This window comes from Haloarchaeobius iranensis, assembly GCF_900103505.1.
Lineage (GTDB): Archaea > Halobacteriota > Halobacteria > Halobacteriales > Natrialbaceae > Haloarchaeobius > Haloarchaeobius iranensis.
This window is the reverse complement of sequence record NZ_FNIA01000008.1, coordinates 48,989-66,478: the sequence shown is the minus strand read 5'-3', so window position 1 is coordinate 66,478 and position 17,490 is coordinate 48,989. Positions and strand designations below refer to the sequence as shown.

Annotated in this window: 18 protein-coding genes and 1 tRNA gene; 9 read left to right on the top strand and 10 right to left on the bottom strand. The window is 66.4% G+C overall.

Going from position 1 to position 17,490, the window contains the following annotated elements; translation table 11 throughout:
• The 3 genes from BLT27_RS08690 to tatA all read right to left on the bottom strand — a co-directional run.
• Positions 1-3,558, bottom strand: a 3,558-nt coding sequence (locus BLT27_RS08690) for an ATPase, T2SS/T4P/T4SS family (RefSeq protein WP_368086032.1), incomplete at its 3' end; no start/stop codon positions are given.
• A 503-nt stretch (positions 3,559-4,061) separates the two neighbouring features.
• Positions 4,062-4,134 (bottom strand) — tRNA-Arg (locus tag BLT27_RS08685).
• A gap of 28 nt (positions 4,135-4,162) precedes the next feature.
• Positions 4,163-4,477 (bottom strand): twin-arginine translocase TatA/TatE family subunit, encoded by a 315-nt coding sequence (tatA, locus tag BLT27_RS08680; protein ID WP_089732925.1) that lies wholly within the window; start codon positions 4,475-4,477, stop codon positions 4,163-4,165.
• 115 nt (positions 4,478-4,592) lie between these two features.
• Between tatA and BLT27_RS08675 the strand changes: the two genes are divergently transcribed.
• The 6 genes from BLT27_RS08675 (at position 4,593) to BLT27_RS08650 (ending at position 8,459) form a co-directional block, all read left to right on the top strand.
• Complete coding sequence (locus tag BLT27_RS08675) at positions 4,593-5,090, top strand: redoxin domain-containing protein (RefSeq protein WP_089732924.1); 498 nt, start codon at positions 4,593-4,595, stop codon at positions 5,088-5,090.
• 44 nt (positions 5,091-5,134) lie between these two features.
• Entirely contained in the window at positions 5,135-5,947 is an 813-nt protein-coding gene (locus BLT27_RS08670) for an HD domain-containing protein (protein WP_089732922.1), read from the top strand.
• Positions 5,948-6,007: 60 nt separating this feature from the next.
• On the top strand, positions 6,008-7,309 hold the full coding sequence (locus BLT27_RS08665; protein WP_089732920.1) for an MFS transporter: 1,302 nt from the start codon (positions 6,008-6,010) through the stop codon (positions 7,307-7,309).
• 204 nt (positions 7,310-7,513) lie between these two features.
• Complete coding sequence (locus tag BLT27_RS08660; RefSeq protein WP_089732918.1) at positions 7,514-7,747, top strand: hypothetical protein; 234 nt, start codon at positions 7,514-7,516, stop codon at positions 7,745-7,747.
• On the top strand, positions 7,744-8,016 hold the full coding sequence (locus tag BLT27_RS08655; RefSeq protein WP_089732916.1) for a hypothetical protein: 273 nt from the start codon (positions 7,744-7,746) through the stop codon (positions 8,014-8,016). Before BLT27_RS08660 ends, BLT27_RS08655 begins: the two co-directional genes overlap by 4 nt.
• A 146-nt stretch (positions 8,017-8,162) precedes the next feature.
• Positions 8,163-8,459, top strand: a complete 297-nt coding sequence (locus BLT27_RS08650; RefSeq protein ID WP_089732914.1) for a hypothetical protein — start codon at positions 8,163-8,165, stop codon at positions 8,457-8,459.
• A gap of 46 nt (positions 8,460-8,505) precedes the next feature.
• Here BLT27_RS08650 and BLT27_RS08645 read toward each other — a convergent pair whose 3' ends face one another.
• Positions 8,506-9,075, bottom strand: coding sequence for a DoxX family membrane protein (locus BLT27_RS08645; RefSeq protein WP_089732912.1), 570 nt, complete (start codon positions 9,073-9,075; stop codon positions 8,506-8,508).
• Between the two features lie 182 nt (positions 9,076-9,257).
• Between BLT27_RS08645 and BLT27_RS08640 the strand changes: the two genes are divergently transcribed.
• Complete coding sequence (locus tag BLT27_RS08640; protein WP_089732910.1) at positions 9,258-9,455, top strand: XapX domain-containing protein; 198 nt, start codon at positions 9,258-9,260, stop codon at positions 9,453-9,455.
• Between the two features lie 284 nt (positions 9,456-9,739).
• Here BLT27_RS08640 and BLT27_RS08635 read toward each other — a convergent pair whose 3' ends face one another.
• The 5 genes from BLT27_RS08635 to BLT27_RS08615 form a co-directional block, all read right to left on the bottom strand.
• On the bottom strand, positions 9,740-11,581 hold the full coding sequence (locus BLT27_RS08635) for an FAD-binding protein (protein WP_089732908.1): 1,842 nt from the start codon (positions 11,579-11,581) through the stop codon (positions 9,740-9,742).
• Between the two features lie 6 nt (positions 11,582-11,587).
• Positions 11,588-12,463 (bottom strand): succinate dehydrogenase/fumarate reductase iron-sulfur subunit, encoded by an 876-nt coding sequence (locus BLT27_RS08630; RefSeq protein ID WP_089732905.1) that lies wholly within the window; start codon positions 12,461-12,463, stop codon positions 11,588-11,590.
• A complete protein-coding gene (locus tag BLT27_RS08625; protein WP_089732903.1) occupies positions 12,460-12,831 on the bottom strand; it encodes a succinate dehydrogenase/fumarate reductase transmembrane subunit in 372 nt (123 codons plus the stop codon). The genes BLT27_RS08630 and BLT27_RS08625 overlap by 4 nt, the downstream gene beginning before the upstream one ends.
• Before the next feature lies 1 nt (position 12,832).
• A complete protein-coding gene (gene sdhC, locus BLT27_RS08620) occupies positions 12,833-13,270 on the bottom strand; it encodes a succinate dehydrogenase, cytochrome b556 subunit (protein WP_089732900.1) in 438 nt (145 codons plus the stop codon).
• Positions 13,271-13,367: 97 nt separating this feature from the next.
• Positions 13,368-14,411, bottom strand: a complete 1,044-nt coding sequence (locus tag BLT27_RS08615; RefSeq protein ID WP_089732899.1) for a succinylglutamate desuccinylase/aspartoacylase family protein — start codon at positions 14,409-14,411, stop codon at positions 13,368-13,370.
• Between the two features lie 191 nt (positions 14,412-14,602).
• On the opposite strand from BLT27_RS08615, the gene BLT27_RS08610 reads away from it, so the two are divergent.
• Both BLT27_RS08610 and BLT27_RS08605 read left to right on the top strand, forming a co-directional pair.
• Positions 14,603-15,355 (top strand): GNAT family N-acetyltransferase, encoded by a 753-nt coding sequence (locus BLT27_RS08610; RefSeq protein ID WP_089732897.1) that lies wholly within the window; start codon positions 14,603-14,605, stop codon positions 15,353-15,355.
• A 79-nt stretch (positions 15,356-15,434) separates the two neighbouring features.
• The gene (locus tag BLT27_RS08605; protein WP_089732896.1) at positions 15,435-16,793 is read left to right on the top strand and encodes a RimK family alpha-L-glutamate ligase; all 1,359 of its coding nucleotides are present in this window, start codon (positions 15,435-15,437) and stop codon (positions 16,791-16,793) included.
• Here BLT27_RS08605 and BLT27_RS08600 read toward each other — a convergent pair whose 3' ends face one another.
• Positions 16,794-17,393, bottom strand: a complete 600-nt coding sequence (locus BLT27_RS08600; protein ID WP_089732894.1) for a DUF7344 domain-containing protein — start codon at positions 17,391-17,393, stop codon at positions 16,794-16,796.
• Between the last annotated feature and the right edge of the window lie 97 nt (positions 17,394-17,490).

Sequence of the window (17,490 nt, the reverse complement as noted above, 5' to 3'; positions counted from 1 at the left end):
ACTACCGCTGAAGATGCCGCCGCTCTCGTCACCGAAGATGGAGCCGACCTCGTCGTCGTCCTCCTCGAAGAACTGCTCGTCCTCGCCGCCGAAGAACGCCTCCTCGTCGTCGACGGGGGCTGACTCGTCGGGTTCGCCGGCCGGGTCTGCGTCGGCGGCCGGCTCCGTGTCTGGGGGTGCCGCCGCGTCTACGTCCCCGTCGGCGTCCGCCGTCGCATCCCCAGCCTCGTCACCGACGGCTGCCGCGTCGTCGGTGGCCTCCTCGGCAGCCGGAGCCGACGCGTCCTCGGCCGACGCCCCGGTCGTGTCCGACTCACCGTGGTCCGGTTCACCCGCGGTGTCCGCACGCGACCCGGCGTCGAACATCGACTCGCCGCCGGAGTCGTCGGCATCCGAGAAGATCGGCCCGTCGGCAGCGTCGTCGAACGCCGGCTCGTCCCCGGCATCTTCGGCCGCGGTCTCGTCCTGAGCTTCGTCCAGGGCCGGGAACTCGGCGCTCACGTCGCTCGCACTCTCGTCGAGTTCCGGCGTCTCGGTATCGCTCCCGGTGGCGGTCGCGCCGTCGGCCACCGAGCCCTCGTCCGACGAGGCCTCGGTCGCGGTCTCGTCCCCGGCGCGCGCTCCCGCTTCGAGCTCCGGCGTCCCCTCCGGTGCCGGCTCGGTGCCGCCGGCCGCGGCGGCCTCCGTCTCGGCGTCGCCGGTGTCGTCCGAGCTCGAACCCGCACCGAAGCCGGCGTCCTCGCCGAAGTCGAAGCCGTCACCCTCGTCGCTCAGCCAGGACGGACCGTCCTCGACCTCCTCGCCCGTGCCGGAGAACGAGAAGTCTTCGCCGTCGTCGTCGAGGTCGAACGGGTCTTCGTCGTCGCCGACGGAGCCACCGAAGTCGAAGTCTCCGCCGCCCGGCTCCGCCTCGACCTCGGCTGCCTCCTCCTCCATCCCCGAGCCGGAGACGGCGGACTCGATGCCGAGACCGCTCAGCTCCTTGTCGCGGTACTCCTCGAACAGGGACTCCTCCGCGCGTTCGAGGATGTCCTGTGCGAGGTTGTACGTCTCGTCGTCGGGGTCCGGCCGGGGGACGAGCTCCTCGTCCTCGGGGTCGACATCGATGTAGACGGACTCCATCTCGCGCAGGTCCTCGAGGCTCTCCTCGAGTTGCCCGTTCGCGATGAGCGTGAGGATGGTCTCGGGGTCGTTGACGAACGCCTGCACCGTCGCGGCGACCTCGACGTACTTGCTGAGCCCGTTCTTGATGAGGTAGGCGAGGATTACCCGGCGCTGGAACAGCTCGTCCTCCAGCCGCTCGCGGTTCCAGCCGCGGTCGAACTCGATCTCCTCGAGGGTGTTCGACTCGCCCATCTTGAGGAACTCGTCGGTCTCCGCCTGCCACTGGTAGACGTCCTGAACGTTGATCTCGTCGTTCTCGGCGTCGTAGTGGTTGATCTCCGTGATGTTGCGGTTCCGACGGACCTTGTTGCCGCTGACACGCGTCTGGGTCTGGATGGACACCAGGTCCAGCGCGGTGAACATCGTCTTCGAGACGTTGATGGGGTCAGTGGTGAACCGCTTCAGGACCTCGCCAACTGAGTCCGCGTGGAACGTGGTGTACGTGGTGTGACCGGTCGACATGACCTGGAACAGCGTCCGACCCTCCTCACCACGGATCTCACCCATGACGATGTAGTCGGGGCGCTGGCGCAGTGCGGCCTCCAGCAGGTCGAACTCGTCGACGTCACCCTGGCTGTCCTCGCTGAACGAGGGACGGGTGACGCTGGCGATCCAGTTCCGCTGTGGCAGCTCGACCTCGCGGGTGTCCTCGATGGAGACGATCTTCGAGTTCGACGGGATGAACAGGGAGATCGCGTTCAGGCTCGTCGTCTTCCCGGACGCCGTCCCGCCGGCGAAGATGAGTGACTTGTGGTTCTCGATGCAGAGCCAGAGGAACGCCATCTCGTCCAGCGAGAAGGTGTTCCAGTTGATGAGGTCTATCGGGGTGAACGGGACGTCGTTGAACTGACGGATGGTGTAGTTCGTCCCGTGGTCGGACACCTCGCGGCCGAGGGTGAGCTGGGCGCGCGAGCCGTCCGGCAGTGTCGCGTCGACCTGGGGCCGCCGCTTCGAGATGCCCTTGCCGGACCGCTGGGCCAGCTTCACCACGAAGTCGTCCAGCTCGTGGTGGCCGTGGAAGATGTTGGAGATGATCTGCTCGTAGCCGCTGTGGTAGACGAAGACGGGGGAGTTGTGCCCGTTACAGGAGATGTCCTCCACGTTGATGTCGTGCTTGATGGGGTCGATGCGCTCGTAGCCGATGAAGTTCCGTTTCAGCAGGTAGAGCAGCTTCTCGACCTGGTACTCGTTGAGGATGTCCGCGTCCTCGGCGACGACGGCCGGCTCCGGCCGTGCCCTGATGCCGTCGAGCTCCTCCGGTGTTGGTTCGCCGTCGTCCTGTTCGGTGTCGACGCTCTCCTCGGCGGTGTCGAACATCTGGCGGATCTGCTGGACGATGCCGCCCGCGCCGCCGGACGAACCGCGTCCGCGTGTCTTCCCCGAGAACAGGTCGTAGCGCCGCAGCAGCCGCTTGGTCTCGCGGTCGATGACCTCCCGCCGGGCGTCCTCGTCACCCTCGACGGTGACCTCGTCGTCGGAGTACTTGATGGCCGTCCGGAGCTTGCCGGACATGAACTCCTGGAGGTCGTCCTCGATCTCGTTCATGTACGGCTCGATCGCGTAGTACTTCTTCTCGTTCTCCTTCTCGGAGTGGAAGATGATGACGAACGCGTAGGGCTTGTTCACCCAGTAGCGTTCCTCCTCGCGGAAGTGGAGCTTCTTCTCCCGCGGCACCGCCTTCTCGAGGTCGTAGCGGTTGGCGACGGTCGTGTTGCCCGCGTCCGTCGAGAAGAACTCGTCCTCGTCCTCGTGCGTGATGTTGACAGTCCGGTCCTCGACGAGGTCGTCGAGCTCCTGTGCGAAGTCGTCGGCCTGACTGAGGATGCCCTCGGTCTCCTCGGCGTCGAAGCCGAGGTACTCCTCCTCGTCGAACTCGACCTTCTCGCCGGCCGAGTCGCTCGGGATGGAGCCGTCGTCTTCGTAGTGGTACTCCCACTTGAAGTGCTCCCAGGTCCACTCGTCCTTGACGACCGGTGTGGTCGCGGGGTCGCAGTACGCGGCGAACTCCTGCCAGAGCCACTTCCCGTTCGCGCCTGCGTGGCCGGCGATGGTCTCCGCCAGCTCGTCCGGGTGGTAGCCCAGGTACACCTCGGGGTCGAACTCGACCTCGTCCCACGCCGAACCGTGCGGTGCCGTTGCCACTTCGCCCTCGCTGTTGCCCAATCCGAGCCGCTCTGAATCCTCCGTCGTCTGTCGGTTGACGCCAGCGTACAGCGTCGAGACTTCGTCCTCGTACCCGTATTCCTCCATGAAGTCCCGCCACGTGTACTCGCCCACTCTGGTGTCCGAGCCCTCGACCGGACGTTCAGGGGGGCCGTCACCCGACGTGGAGGCCGATTCATCAGTCCCCTCGAACTGATTCGCCTCGGAACCGTCGGCGTCGTTAACAGCCATTGACTACCCCTTTTCCTACGCGAGCAAAAAACCTTCCACCGATTATCAGATGTGAAACCCAGTCGCCCATCGAGTCAGCAGGATTAGTTATTCTCCCATTACACCGTCGCTTGCATGCGGTTATCGGTCGGCCTCGGTAACTACGTATTTACTTAATTCCATTATATTTGGGATAACACCAATATATTTTCTTTCTGCATTCTCATCCGAATAGACAGAATTAACTTTCGGACTGGCGCCAGACAGGCTCACAGAATCGAGAGACGGGGACACGTCAGACACCCACACCCGGTTCTAGTTGCTGTCCGGCCGCACGCGTTCGCAAACTCGACACGGCCCGCCGCCGATGTCGGTGGCCACCGAGCCACACGCCAGCGACCCGGCCGGACTACCGCGGCCGGGCGTGGCGGCAGTCGAACCACGGTCGGACGTGCTCGCTTCGCTGCGCGCGACCTCCCTGATTAGAACCCCGCCATGCCGGTTCGCTCCCTTCGGTCGCTGCACGGGCGTGGCGGGATTCGAACCCGCGATCTGAAGGTTAGGAACCGTCCGCCCTGTCCACTAGGCCACACGCCCTCGATATCTCGTCCGCGAAAAAAGCCGGTTAGTTCGAGTCGGACTCGGTCTCCGTCTCGGTCTCGGACTCCGTGTCGATCGGGTCCGGCTCGACCGTCGCGTCCGAGCTGGCGGAGCCAGCGCTGCTGGAGCCTGCCTCTACCTGTGCTCCATCGCGGATCTCCTCGAGTTCTTGTTCGACCTCTTCTCGTCCCTTCTGGAATTCACCCATCGCCTCGCCGGTCGAGCGTGCGATCTTCGGAATCTTGTTGGCTCCGAAGAGGAGCACGACCACGAGGAAGATGAGCACGACTTCGGGAGCGCCAAGTCCGCCGACGAACAGCGGTGTGGTTGCAAGTGCCATCTCTACGCGATGCTTGCCCGCTGGTAATTATAACCTTTTTGCTCGACCCGGGGGGTGAGACCGGCGTGGTTCGGGAATCGAACGGCTCTTTTCGGTCCGTTTCCAAGCCCCGTCGATGGTAGACGTAGGCGACGAAGCACCAGATTTCACTGCACCGATCGCGAACGGCGGCGTCGAAGAGGCCACCCTCTCCGACCAAGCGACACCCGTCGTCCTCGCGTTCTTCCCCGGAGCGTTCACGAGCGTCTGCACCGACGAACTCTGCACGTTCCGCGACCGACTCGGGAACTTCGAGGACGTGGGCGCGACCGTCCTCGGTGTCTCGGTCGACCTGCCCTTCGCGCTCAACGAGTTCCGCACGCAGAACGACCTCTCGTTCGGGCTGGTCAGCGACTCGGACCGCGAGATAGTCGACGCGTACGACGTGCGGATGGACTTCGCGGACCTCGGCGTTCCGGGCGTGGCCAAGCGCGCCGTCTTCGTCGTCGACGACGACGGCGAGGTCAGCTACCGCTGGGTCAGCGACGACCCCGGCGTCGAACCGGACTACGACGCGGTCCGCGAGGCCGCCGCGGCTGCCGCGTCCGACACCGTCGAGGCCGACGGCGACTGAAGACACCCGGTTTCTTTTGTAGTCGGAGGGTCGACTGCAAGGGTATGAGTGACACCGAGGAAACCCAGTCTGCAGGCCGGATCTACCGCCCCAGCGAGGCACACGCCTTCCCCGACGACCGACTGAACGACGTGCTCGAGTTCGTCGAGAACGACGCGGAGATCACCACCTACCTGGAGGCCCAGAACGTCAACGCCGTCGACCGGAAGGGGTACAACGACCACGGCTCGAAGCACATCTCCATCGTCCGCCACCGCGCGCTCTGTCTCTACGACCTGCTGAAGCAGTCGGGCATCGAGTTCAACGGGGCACGCCAGCAGGGCCTCGAGGAGGCCGACGAGGCCGTCATCGTCGCGCTGGCGGCGACGCTGCACGACATCGGGCACGTCGTCCACCGCGACTCGCACTCGTACTACTCGATTCCGCTGGCGGCCGACGAGCTCGACCGCATCCTGCCGGAGTTCTACACGAAACCCGACGCGGTCCGCGTGAAGGGCGAGGTGCTCCACGCCATCCTCTGTCACCACACCGAGGAGGAGCCGCTGACGCGCGAGGCCGGCGTCGTCCGTATCGCGGACGCACTCGACATGGAGCGTGGGCGCTCGCGCATCCCGTACAAGAAGGGCGGCCGCGGCATCGACACGCTCTCCAGCCAGGCCATCAAGAACGTCTCGCTCCAGGCCGGCGACGACTACCCCGTCCTCGTCGAGATAGAGATGACGAGCGCGGCCGGCGTCTACCAGGTCGACAACCTGCTGAAGGCGAAGCTCCACGACTCCAAGCTGGAGCAGTTCGTCCGTATCGTCGCCGTACAGGCCGACGAAACGGACGAGCTCGTCGAGCGCATCGAGCTCTGAAGAGGCACTCGCTGCCGCGAGTGACGGCCTTTTTGTCCGCCACTGTTTCGGTTCGCAACAGTGAGCTCGGCGGCGACCGGCGGGTCCATCGGCCTGCTCAGGAACCGGGAGTTCCTCGCGCTCGCAGGCACCGCCTTCGCCAGAGCGCAGGCGTACTCGACGGTGCTCATCGCCCTCGCGCTGTACGCGGAGCAGTTCGACACCACCGGCACCGTCGAGGGGCTCTTCGGAACCGCGTTCGCGCTCGCCCAGCTCGTCATCGTCCTCCCGCTCGGCCGCTACATCGACGTCGGCAACTCCAAGCACTACCTGCTGGCGGGGCTGGCGCTCAACGTCCTCGTCTTCGTCGGCTTCTCCCTCGTCGGGACCGTCGAGCACGTCATCCTCGTCCGGGTCGTCCAGGGCATCGGCGCGAGCCTGCTCTGGCTCACCGGCTCCGCGGTCGTCGGCGAGATATCACCCGACGACGAGCGCGGGCACTGGCTCGGCGTCTACAACCAGGTCGGGGCGCTCTCCAGCCTCGCCGGCGACGTCTTCGGCGGGCTGTTGCTGTACGTCTACGGCTACCAGGTGGCGTACGCGGCGCTCATCGTCATCACGATGGTCGCGTTCGGGCTCGTGGTGGCCTACCTCCGCGACGAACCCGGCGGCCGGAAGGACCCCGAGGAGGCGACGGGCATCGAGACGCTCCGTCGACTCCTGGGCCGGACCGCCATCCGCGCGCTCGTCCTGTTCCGCGTCTCCTTCTCCGTCGGCAAGATGGCGGTCATCATCTTCCTGCCAATCTACGCACGGACCGCCTTCGGCATCAACCCGCTCGCGATCGGCGGTATCCTCGCCGGCGGGAAGCTGACCAAGTCCGCGCTCCAGGGGTACGTCGGTGCCCTGACCGACCGCTCCGACGACCCGTACCTGTTCATCCTCGGCGGCGCAGTGCTGTACGCGCTGGGCACCATCCTCGTGCCATACGCCGAGGTCGCACACCGGGTGTTCCCGACGGTGGTCATCGCCTCTCCCGTCTCCGCGGCGAGCATGACGCTCCCACCGGCGTTCTTCTCGCTCTTCCTCGCCTACGCCGTGCTCGGCGTCGGCGACAGCGTCCGGCTCCCCGCGAGCATGTCACTGTTCGTCGAGGAGGGCGAGCACTTCGACGCGGTCGCCGGGAGCATGTCGCTGCGCTCCATCGCCTGGAAGCTCGGCCAGGTCTCCGGTCCGGTCCTCGTCGGCGCGATCTGGGACGCGACCTCGGTGTTCGTCGCCTTCGCGGTCGCCGCCTGTGCGTTGCTACTCTCCGCGCTCGTCTTCGCGGTGCTCTTCGGCGTCGACCCCGCGCCCGAGGGGACACCCGTCGCCGGGGACTGAACCCAGTCGCGGGAGCTACCGCTGTAGCGGGGGGTGACGCTCACCGGGTGTGGCTCCCAGTGTCCACGTGACCGTCCCTTGGCCGGACCAGGGGACGAGGCGGGCCGCGAGTCCGTGGCGTCCGTGCCGCCGAAACGGGACCCGTCGAACCGCGAGAAACCCGTGCGAGCCTTCATACAGATACGGACCCTAGGCGTGGTAGTTATGGACGAGAACTTCTCGGAGTCGCTCCGCCGAATCAAGATCGAGACCAGAGTCCAGTACGGTCTCATGTTCCTCTTCGGCTCGCTGAGCCTGGTGGCCGCCTTCGCCCCACTCGGTGAGCTCACGAAGATCGCCGTCGTCGCGATGCTCTTCGGCTTCACCGCCGGGCTGTGGGTCTCCCACCTCATCCAACTCGTGCAGAGAGCAGTCGCGGATGGAACGACCGGCCAATGAGTGCCGATACCACAACCGACGAGCAACCCAGCTCTCGGTTCCTCACCGGGCTCGAGTTCCTCACCGGACCGGACCCGAACGCCGGGTCGTTCCTGCTGGTCGTCGGTATCGTGACCTGCATGTTCATCGCCGTCTTCCAGTTGGCCCTCACGCCGCCGATCTCGAACCTGCTTACGGGTGCCGTGCTCGTGGTGGCCGTCATCAGCTTCATCCTCGGCGCAATCCTCGACATGTTGGGCCACTTCGATTCGGAGCCGACCGAGACGTAGGGCAAGCGGCTCCTTTCGCGACCGCCACACGGTTCCGTCCGGGGTGGTTCCAGCGCTCCGGGTGCGCCAGCCCTCGTCGGCCGACCAGCGCCGTCTCCGGATGGCTGGAGCGCGGCGTTCATGTAGGCCGCACCGCTAGCTGACGTATGACATCCGACGGAGACGACCGCGAGTGGCCGGACCCGCCCGGCGTCGGCGAGGAGCGGGGACAGAACTGGGCCCGACTCCGGTTCAGGCTCGCCTGCTCCGCGGTCGTCGCCGGTCTCCTCGTCGCGCTCTTCTGGGGCTACATCACGGGCTTCCTGCTCGAAGCGCTCTGGCCACCACAGGAGCCGTTGACCCGCTGGGCCACGCTCGTCCTGCTGCAGGTCGGTGGCTTCCTAATCCTCCCCCTGCTCGTCGGTGGACTCGTGGGCGACGCGCTCTACGACAGGCTGCACTGAAACGCTGAAACGGACGAAAAGAGCCGCAGTTCGGGTGCGCGACCCCTCAGCCGAGGATGTAGCGCAGCGCCGGGTACTTCTCGATGAGCGGTTCACCGCCGAGCTCGTACTGCTCGATGTAGGTGTCCAGACCGAGGATGCGGCCCGCACCGAACGCCGCGACGGCCAGGAACACGAGCATGTACGCGAAGTCGCCGTTGATGACGCCGTGTTCGACGCTCCAGTTCCCGAAGTAGAACATGAGCATCATGAGCGCGCCGAAGAACGCCGCGAGGCGGACCAGCGCACCGACGAGGAGCCCGAGACCGATGAGGAGCTCACCCCACGGGACGGCGATGTTCACGAAGTCCATGAACAGGGGCGAGCCCGCCATGGCCGCGAACATCCCTTCGAGCGGGTTGCCGTTCGCGGCCGCGACGTTCTCGAGGTAGCCGTTCGCCGTCCACCCACCGGCTGCGACCTTGTCCCAGCCAGCCTGCAGGAACGCGTACCCCATCATCAGCCGGAGTGCGAGCACGAACCACGCGCTCAGACTGTGTGCCCTGCCCTTGACGGTGATGCCACCGAGTTTGCTCTCGAACGTGTTCGCGTCGGCCGATATCTGATTGGTTGCCATCGTTCTTTCCTCCTATACCAGTACAGACGCCGGGATACGCCGTATATACCGTCTGTAGTTCCCGATTCGCGAGAACGAGGGACGGGGGCGGGTTCCGACCGAATCCGTGCGGCGACGGTAGCACGGCCCGATCCGGGAATGGAACGGCTTTTGTTCGCGCAGGAGAGACCACTGAGGTTGCCATGAACGCCACGCAGGTCGTCCTCGCCACGCTCACCGGCTTCACCGTCGGTGCGTTGTTCAAGTTCGTCGAGATCCCCATCCCCGCCCCACCGAACCTCGCGGGCATCATGGGTATCGTCGGTATCTTCGTCGGCTTCCAGGTGATGTCGGAACTGGGGGTGACCATCGACGACCTGTTCACCGCGCTCGGGCTGTGAGGACTCCCCCGCCGACCGACTCGAACGCCGTCACGTCCGGACGCACCTCCTTTGTGCTGGCCGCCGTACGCTGAACTGTGTCGCGTGGTCGACCACCCTCCGCGGCGCGGAGCAGGCCGGACTCCATGCCACGCGCCAGGCTCGTCGGGCTCGCCGTCCTCGCCCTGCTCATCCTCCGGGCGCTGTTCTACATGCCGACGCCGGGGGCTAACGGCGTCGTCCCGTAGCCGACGCGCCGCTGGCGCGCCGTCGACAGCAAAAGACCGCCGGCCGAACCGCGGCCCTCAGTAGGACCGTTCCTTCGGCTCGTACGTCTTGTTCTCGCCCTCGAGGATGGTCGGGCGGTAGAAGATGGTCGGCTCGCCGTCGTTCCAGGCGACGAGCGTGTGCTTGAGCCACTCGTCGTCCTTGCGCTCCTGGTGCTCCGCGCGCCAGTGTGCGCCGCGGAACTCCGTGCGGACGAGCGCGCCGAGCGTGATGGTCTCGGCGACGTCGATGAGGTTGCGCGTCTCGATGGTCTGCTGGAGGTCCGTGTTGAACGTTCGCGACGGGTCGTCGACGTAGACATCCTGGTAGGCCTCGCGGATCTCGCGGATGTCCTGCAGCGCCTGCTTCAGGCCCTCCTCCTCGCGGAAGACGTTGACGTTCTGGGTCATCGTCTGCTGGAGGTCCGCGCGAATCTGGGAGTGCTGGACGCCCTCGTCGCGCTCCATCAGCGTCGCGACGCGCTCGCGCTCCGTCTCGACGGCCTGCTCGACGACCGCGCCGGCGTCGGCCGTGACCGCACCGCCGTCGGCCGCCACGCCCGAGGGGCCGGCGTCCATGCCGACCTCGCCGGGCTGGTACGGGAGCTCCGTCTCGTCGTACTCGATGTCGCCGCGCTCGCCGGTCTCGATCTTCGCCTCGGCCATGTCGCCGCCGGCAGCGTGCTTGCCGGCACGTGCGCCGAAGACGATGAGTTCGGGCAGGGCGTTGCCGCCGAGGCGGTTCGCACCGTGGACCGAGACACACGCCGTCTCGCCGGCCGCGTAGAGCCCGTCGATGCAGGTGAGACCGTTCTCGTCGGTCTCGATGCCGCCCATCTCGTAGTGCTGGCCGGGCTTGACCGGCATCGGCTCCTTCAGGCCGTCGACGCCCTCGAAGTCCTCCGCGAGGTGGAGGATGTTCTCCAGGCGGTCGACGATGCGCTCCTCGCCGAGGTGGCGCATGTCGAGCATGACGTACTCGTCCTCGAAGCCGCGGCCCTCGTTGACCTCGGTCAGCTCCGCGCGCGAGACCACGTCACGGGAGGCGAGCTCGCCGTCGTTGTTCGCGTAGCCGTGCTCGAACATGAACCGCTCCCCGTCGGCGTTGTAGAGGATACCACCCTCGCCGCGGACACCCTCGGAGATGAGAACGCCCGTGCTCGGCAGCGTCGTCGGATGGAACTGGACGAACTCCATGTCCTCCATCGGGACGCCCGCACGGTAGGCCATCGCGTAGCCGTCGCCGGTGCAGGCGACCGCGTTCGTCGTGTGGTCGAACGCCTGCCCCGGGCCGCCGGTCGCGAGGATGACCCCGTCGTTGGCCTTGAACCCGGAGATCTCGCCGGACTGCACGTCGTAGGCGACGATGCCGTGACAGGAGCGGTCCTCGGGCGTCTCCTCGTCGGTGACGGCGAGGTTCATCACGTACCACTCGTCGTACACCTGGATGCCCCGCTTGACGACCTGCTCGTACATCGTGTGCAGCAGGTGGTGTCCCGTCTCGGCACCGGCGTAGGTGGTGCGCGGGAACGAGAGCCCGCCGAACGGTCGCTGGGAGACGCGTCCGTCCTCCTCGCGGGAGAACGGCATCCCCCAGTGTTCGATCTGGAAGACCTCCTCGGGTGCGTCCTGCGCCAGCGTCTCGATTGCGGGGGCGTCGCCGAGGTAGTCCGACCCCTTCATCGTGTCGTAGGCGTGCAGCTCCCAGTCGTCGCCCTCGCGCAGTGCCGCGTTGATGCCACCCTCGGCAGCGCCCGTGTGGCTGCGAACTGGGTGGAGTTTCGTGACGATAGCCACGTCCGCTCCTTCTTCCTGGGCCGCGATGGCGGCGCGGAGTCCCGCGCCACCGCCACCGACCACGATGACGTCGTGTTCGTACATTGTTGATTACCAGAACTTGAGGTTGTTCTTGACCGCCTCGCGCTTGAGCTCCTGGATGTGCTCGGTGAGGGGGATGTCCTTCGGGCAGACCTCGGTGCAGGAGAACTGGGTCTGGCACCGCCAGACGCCGTGTTCCTGCTCGAGGATGCGGAGTCGATGCTCCTTCAGCTCCTCCTCGTCCTCCCGCTCGTCCATGTAGAACCGGTATGCCTTGTTGATGGCCGCCGGTCCGAGGTACTCGTTGTCGCCCGCGGCGATGTTACACGAGGACATGCAGGCCCCACACCAGATGCAGCGCGTGGACATCTTGATCTTCTCCCTGTTCTCACGGCTCTGTCGCTGTTCCTCCGTAGGTACGTCCTCCGACTGGAAATAGGGCTCGACCGCGTGCATCTGGTCGTAGAAGTGCTCCATGTCCACGACGAGGTCCTTGACCACGTCCTGGTGCGGGAGCGGCTCGATGCGGACCGGCTCTGCCATCTCGGAGAGCTGTGTCTTGCAACAGAGTCGCTGCCGACCGTTGACGAACATCGCGTCGGAGCCACAGACCGCCTGCCGGCACGAGTGCCGGAAGGTGAGCGACGAGTCGTAGTGGTCTCGCGCGTACATCAGCGCGTCGAGGACCGTCATCCCCTTCGTGTACGGGACGTAGAAGTCGTCGAAGCGGGGCTCCTGCTTGTCCTCCACCTCGGGGTCGTACCGGAACACCTTGAGGTGGACCGACTCCTCGGCCGCCCGCAGCTCCGCTTCGGCTTTCTTCTCCGACTCGCGGTACTCCCGCCTGGCGGCCTTGTCGGCCATCCGACGCTCTTGATGGGACTCGCCGGCCGGTTCCGCCTCGGTCTCTGCCTCGGTCTCGGTCTCTGGAACTTGCGTACTCATGCTAAGAACCCGTTCATGTACAGCGCGACTCGCGTGCCCTGTGCGACCAGCAGGAGGCCGGCCAGCCCGAGGATGGCCTTGACGGCCGTCTTGGGCGTGCCGGAGATTCCCTGGTTGACGAGGGCGTTGTAGACGCCGTTGACCCCGTGGAACGTCGCGGTCACGAGGAACAGCCACATCGTCGCGAAGTAGCCCACGTCCTGCATCCGCGTCTGCGTGCCCATGAGCGTGATCTCGAACGCGTGGTGGTAGAAGTGGAGCAGGAAGAAGTGGAACGCCAGCACGACGACCAGGAACGCGGCCGTCACCCGCTGGAGGAGCCACATGCGTCCGCCCCGCTCGAAGGAGGTAGGTGCGCCTGCCGACATCTCAGGCACCCCCGATTCCCGCCATGAACGTCGGCACGCTCGCGATGACGATAGCACCGGTCAGCACGAGCGACGCGTAGAACGTCTTGTCCTGCGATTCGAGCCCGATACCGAGGTCGACCAGCAGCAGGCGGATGCCGTTCAGGATGTGGAAGACGGCGACCGCGAGCAGCCCGACCTCGAGCAGTCGGACGACGAACGTGCTCTCGAGCAGCGTGAGCGTGTTGGTGTACACGTCGACCTGCTCGCCTGCGCTGTTGGTCACCATCTCTCCCTGCTGTGCCGGAATTGCCGTACTCAGGACGGCGATGTGGGTGAACAGGTAACCCACGAGGACCCATCCCGTGAACTTGTGGAAGATCCACGCCCACATGCCGGCCGAGAACTCCTTCCAGCGACCGAAGTCCTCGACGAGGCCACGATTGTAAGACTGGCTCATACTCTCTGTCCGAGGGTTGGACCGTGGGGGTATAGAAGTTACTTCTTTCGCGGCCCCTGCCGGAAGTTGCCCTGGACGGGCCGGCGCGCCAGTCGCGTCAGGACAGACCCGCGGGGGGTGACTGCTCCTGCTCGACCGCGTGCAGCGTCGTCTGGTCGAGCTCGACGAGGTGACAGAGCGGGTTCCCCGGGTAGACGACGGGGTTCTCCAGCACCCCGACGAGGACGCCCGTGAACGGTGCGTCGACGTGCGTCTGGTCGGTCTTGAACGGGCTGGTGATGGTGCAGATGCTGTCGCCCTCGTGGACGAGGGACCCGCAGTCGTAATGCATATCCACCATCCCGCCGACGTCGGCCCGGAGCCAGGTCTTCTCGTCGTTCTCCTCGATGACGGTGCGCCAGCCGGGCCAGCGGACCGCCTCGGTGTCGAGCATCCCGTACTCCGCGAGGACGCTCATCACCCCGTCGAGGGCCTCGTCGATGAACTCACGCTGGAAGCGGTGTGCCTCACCCATCTCGACGGTGATGGTCGGAACCCCGGCCTCCGTGGCCTCGGTGCGGAGCGAGCCGCTGGGGCCCTCGCTGGAGATGATGACGTTCGAGGCGAAGGCGTGGGCGACCCGGTTCGCGCCCTCGTGGCCGGTGTCGGCGCGCACGTGGAGCATGTTGGTCCGGCCGCGGGTCGAGGTGTGGAGGTCGATGCCGAAGTCACAGGGCTCCACGAAGTTCGTGAAGATGCGATGTGCCATCCGCTTCGCGCTCGTCGACTCCTCGTGCCCGGGAAACGACCGGTTCAGGTCGCGGTCGTAGATCGGGAGGTAGCGCTGCTGGGCGAGGAAGCCGGGAACGTTGAGCACGGGCATGCAGACGAGACAGCCCTTGAGGTCATCGAGCGGCCACTCGTGGGCGACCTCGCGGACGACCTCGATGCCGTTGAGCTCGTCGCCGTGGGCCGCCGCGGAGAGGAACCCGGTCGGGCCGGGCTGTTCGCCGTTGATGATGGTGACCGGGATTCGGACGGGGTCGCCGAGATACGTCTCGCTGATACCGTACCTGATGTTCGCGATCTCACCGGGGTCGACCCGCCCGCCGTTGTAGGTGAAGGGCTCGTTGTCCCCCGGGGGGACCGTGTCCGATGCCATACCTCACCTGCGACGCTCACGGCATAAGAGTGTGTGCGTCCGGGGCGGCACGGTGACGTAATATTCGGGTGTGTGGCCTCTACCTCGGAAACTGCAGACGAAGGGGCCTCCTGCGGCTCGAAAGTGGACGAACGACCACTCGATCTGCTCGTTGGCGGAGTATTATGTCAGTTCCCGCCCAAGGGGCGCGTATGCAGATCCGGGATGCAACCGCCGACGACTTCGAGGCGTTACGGGCCGTCGCAGCGGCGTCGCTCCACGACTCCTACCACCACATGCTCGACCCGAAGACGATCGACGAGGCCCTGGAGGAGTGGTACGCGGCCGACCTGCTCGCCCAGCAGCTGGCGGACGACGACGCCGTCCTCCTCGTCGCCGAGGACGACGCCGGCGTCGTCGCCTTCTCCCAGAGCGAGATCGTGGGGAGGACCCCGGCCGATGGGCGCATCCTGTGGCTCCACGTCCACCCCGACCACCGGGGGCACGGCTACGGCTCGCGGCTGCTGACCAGGACGAAGGAGGCCCTGGTCGACCACGGCGCACAGCAGATCTCCGGGGTGGTCCTCGACGGGAACCGGCACGGGAACGAGTTCTACAGGGGCCACGGCTTCGAACGTGCCGGCGACCGGACCGTCACCGTCGCCGACGAGACGCTGACGGAGAACGTGTTCGTCGCGGCCGACGAGGAACACGTCGAGTGGGAGTCGCTCGACGAGGTCACGCTCGGGGACGAGACCGCCCACGTGAACTACGCCGAGGCCCACCGCGGCACCGAGGGTCAGTTCTACGAGGCGTACGTCGACGCCGAGCGCGAACGGCGCTACGGACTGTTCTGTGGAGCCTGCAACTCCTTCGACACCGCCATGGGCCCGATGGAGGAGGTCGTCTGCAACAGCTGCGGGAACCGCCGGAAGGCGACCCGCTGGGACGCGGCGTACCTCTGACGGGCCAGAACCGTGCGCAACCGGCGCAGGGCGGCTGGGAACTGCCAACGTTTTTGATGTGGGGTCGAGTGAATTCGTTATGGGTACATCTTCTCCTGTGACCGTGGGGGTTCTCAGCCTCCACAGCAGCAAGGAATCGAAGGCGATCTGCAACGCGGTGGCGGAACTGGGCCACGACCCCGAGTGGCTCCGCACCGAGAACACCTCGGTCCGTGTCGGTCCCGAGGGGGCCACGCTCAAGCCCGACGTCGACGTCATCGCGAACCGGATGCTGCTCTCGAACACCGAACAGCCCTGTGAGGAGCTCGGGCTGGCGAACACGCTCGCGACGCTGCGGCCGATGCTGAACGAGCCGTCGGCGACGCTCCGGGCGACCCACAAGATCGCGAGCGCCGCGGCCCTCGCGGACAACGACATCCAGGTCCCCGATGCGCTGATGGCGCTCGACTCGGACGAGCTGAACGCCCACCGGGACGAGTTCGGGGAGGAGGCCGTCTACAAGACCGCCATCGGTACCCACGGCGGCGGTACCTGGAAGGTCGGGCAGGGGGACCCGGTCAACGCGAAGGTCGGGAACCGCTACGCGTTCCTGCAGAAGCTCATCGAGCGCGACGGGGAACGCCACCGCGACCTCCGCGTCTACGTCGTCGGCAACGAGGTCGTCGGTGCGATGTACCGCTACGCGCCGGACAACGACTGGCGGACGAACGTCGCCCTCGGCGGCGACGTGCAGGACGCGACGGACGACCTGCCCGCAGCGGTCGAGAACATCGCGAAGCGGGCCACCTCGGTCGTCGGACTCGACTACGCCGGCGTGGACATCGTCGAGGGTGACGACGGCTGGTTCGTCCTCGAGGTCAATCCCACGGCCGGCTTCAAGGGGCTCTACAAGGCGACCGAGCGGTCGCCCGCACCGTACATCGCGAAGCTCGCCATCGAGGCGGCCGGCGGCGAGGTCGACGACGAGCGCGTTCGCGAACTCTCCGCGACGCTGGACGACTCGATGCCGGCGTGTGCACCCATCAAGGCCAAGTCCTCGAGCGACGAGCCGGTCCTCGTCGGCTACACCGAGGAGGTCGTCGTCTCCGGGACTTCCGGCTCGAAGACGGTCATCGCGAAGTCCGACACGGGCGCGACGCGGACGAGCATCGACACCCGGCTGGCGGCCGACGTGGGTGCGGGCCCCATCAAGTCGGTGATGCGCGTGAAGTCCGGCAGCCTGAAGCAGGGCAAGTCCCGCCCCGTCGTCGACCTCGTGGTCGGCGTCGGCGGCCAGCAGCACACCGTCACCGCGAGCGTCGAGGACCGCTCGCACATGGACTACCCCATCCTCCTCGGCCGGGACATCCTCGAGAACTACCAGGTCGACGTGTCGAAGCGCGTCGACGCCGTGAGCGACGACGAGGACCGCGAGGAAGAGGAGGAGACGCTGGAGTAGCTACCCGTCGATCTCCTCGCTCGCCGGGAGCAAGCCGCGTTCTTCACCGTACGTCTCTGCGATACCGGTCAGGGTGACCGCGAGCGCGAGCGCCGCGGCGACGCCGAGCCCGGGACCGGCCGTGAGCGGGCCGACACCGGTCGCGAGAACGGCGGTGAGACAGAGGCCGGTCATGCCTATCGAGAGGTAGTACCGTCTCCAGGGCCGTGGTTCGGCATCGTCGTCGTCCGCGGTCTCGACGTCGAGGTAGACGGCCAGTCCGTCACAGCCGTCGCTGAGTCGGAGTGCTCCCTGCGATGAGTCGTACTCGACGAGTCCGAGGTCGTGGAGCTTCGGAAGGTGGGTCTGGTGGAGGGCGATGTACACCCGCTTCCGCTCGTCGGAGGTCACCTGCGCGACGGGTTTGTCGGTCTCGCGCGCGGCGATGTGGCGGGCGACCTCCCCCTTCGTTGTCCGCCCGTCGTCCTGCCGGAGCAGGTATCGCAACGTCTCGCGCCGTCGGTCGTTCGAGAGCGCTTCGAACAGCTCTCCCTTCGACGGTCCGCCCCCCTCTGGTGGTCGGTTCGTCTCGGTCGTGGTGGTCGTAGTCGTAGTTCCCATGGTTCCCCATTCCCTGACAGGTGGGAATGACACTTGACCAAGTGGTGGCCACCACACTTAATGGTGTGGCTTTATCAGGGATTCGCCCGCAACACCC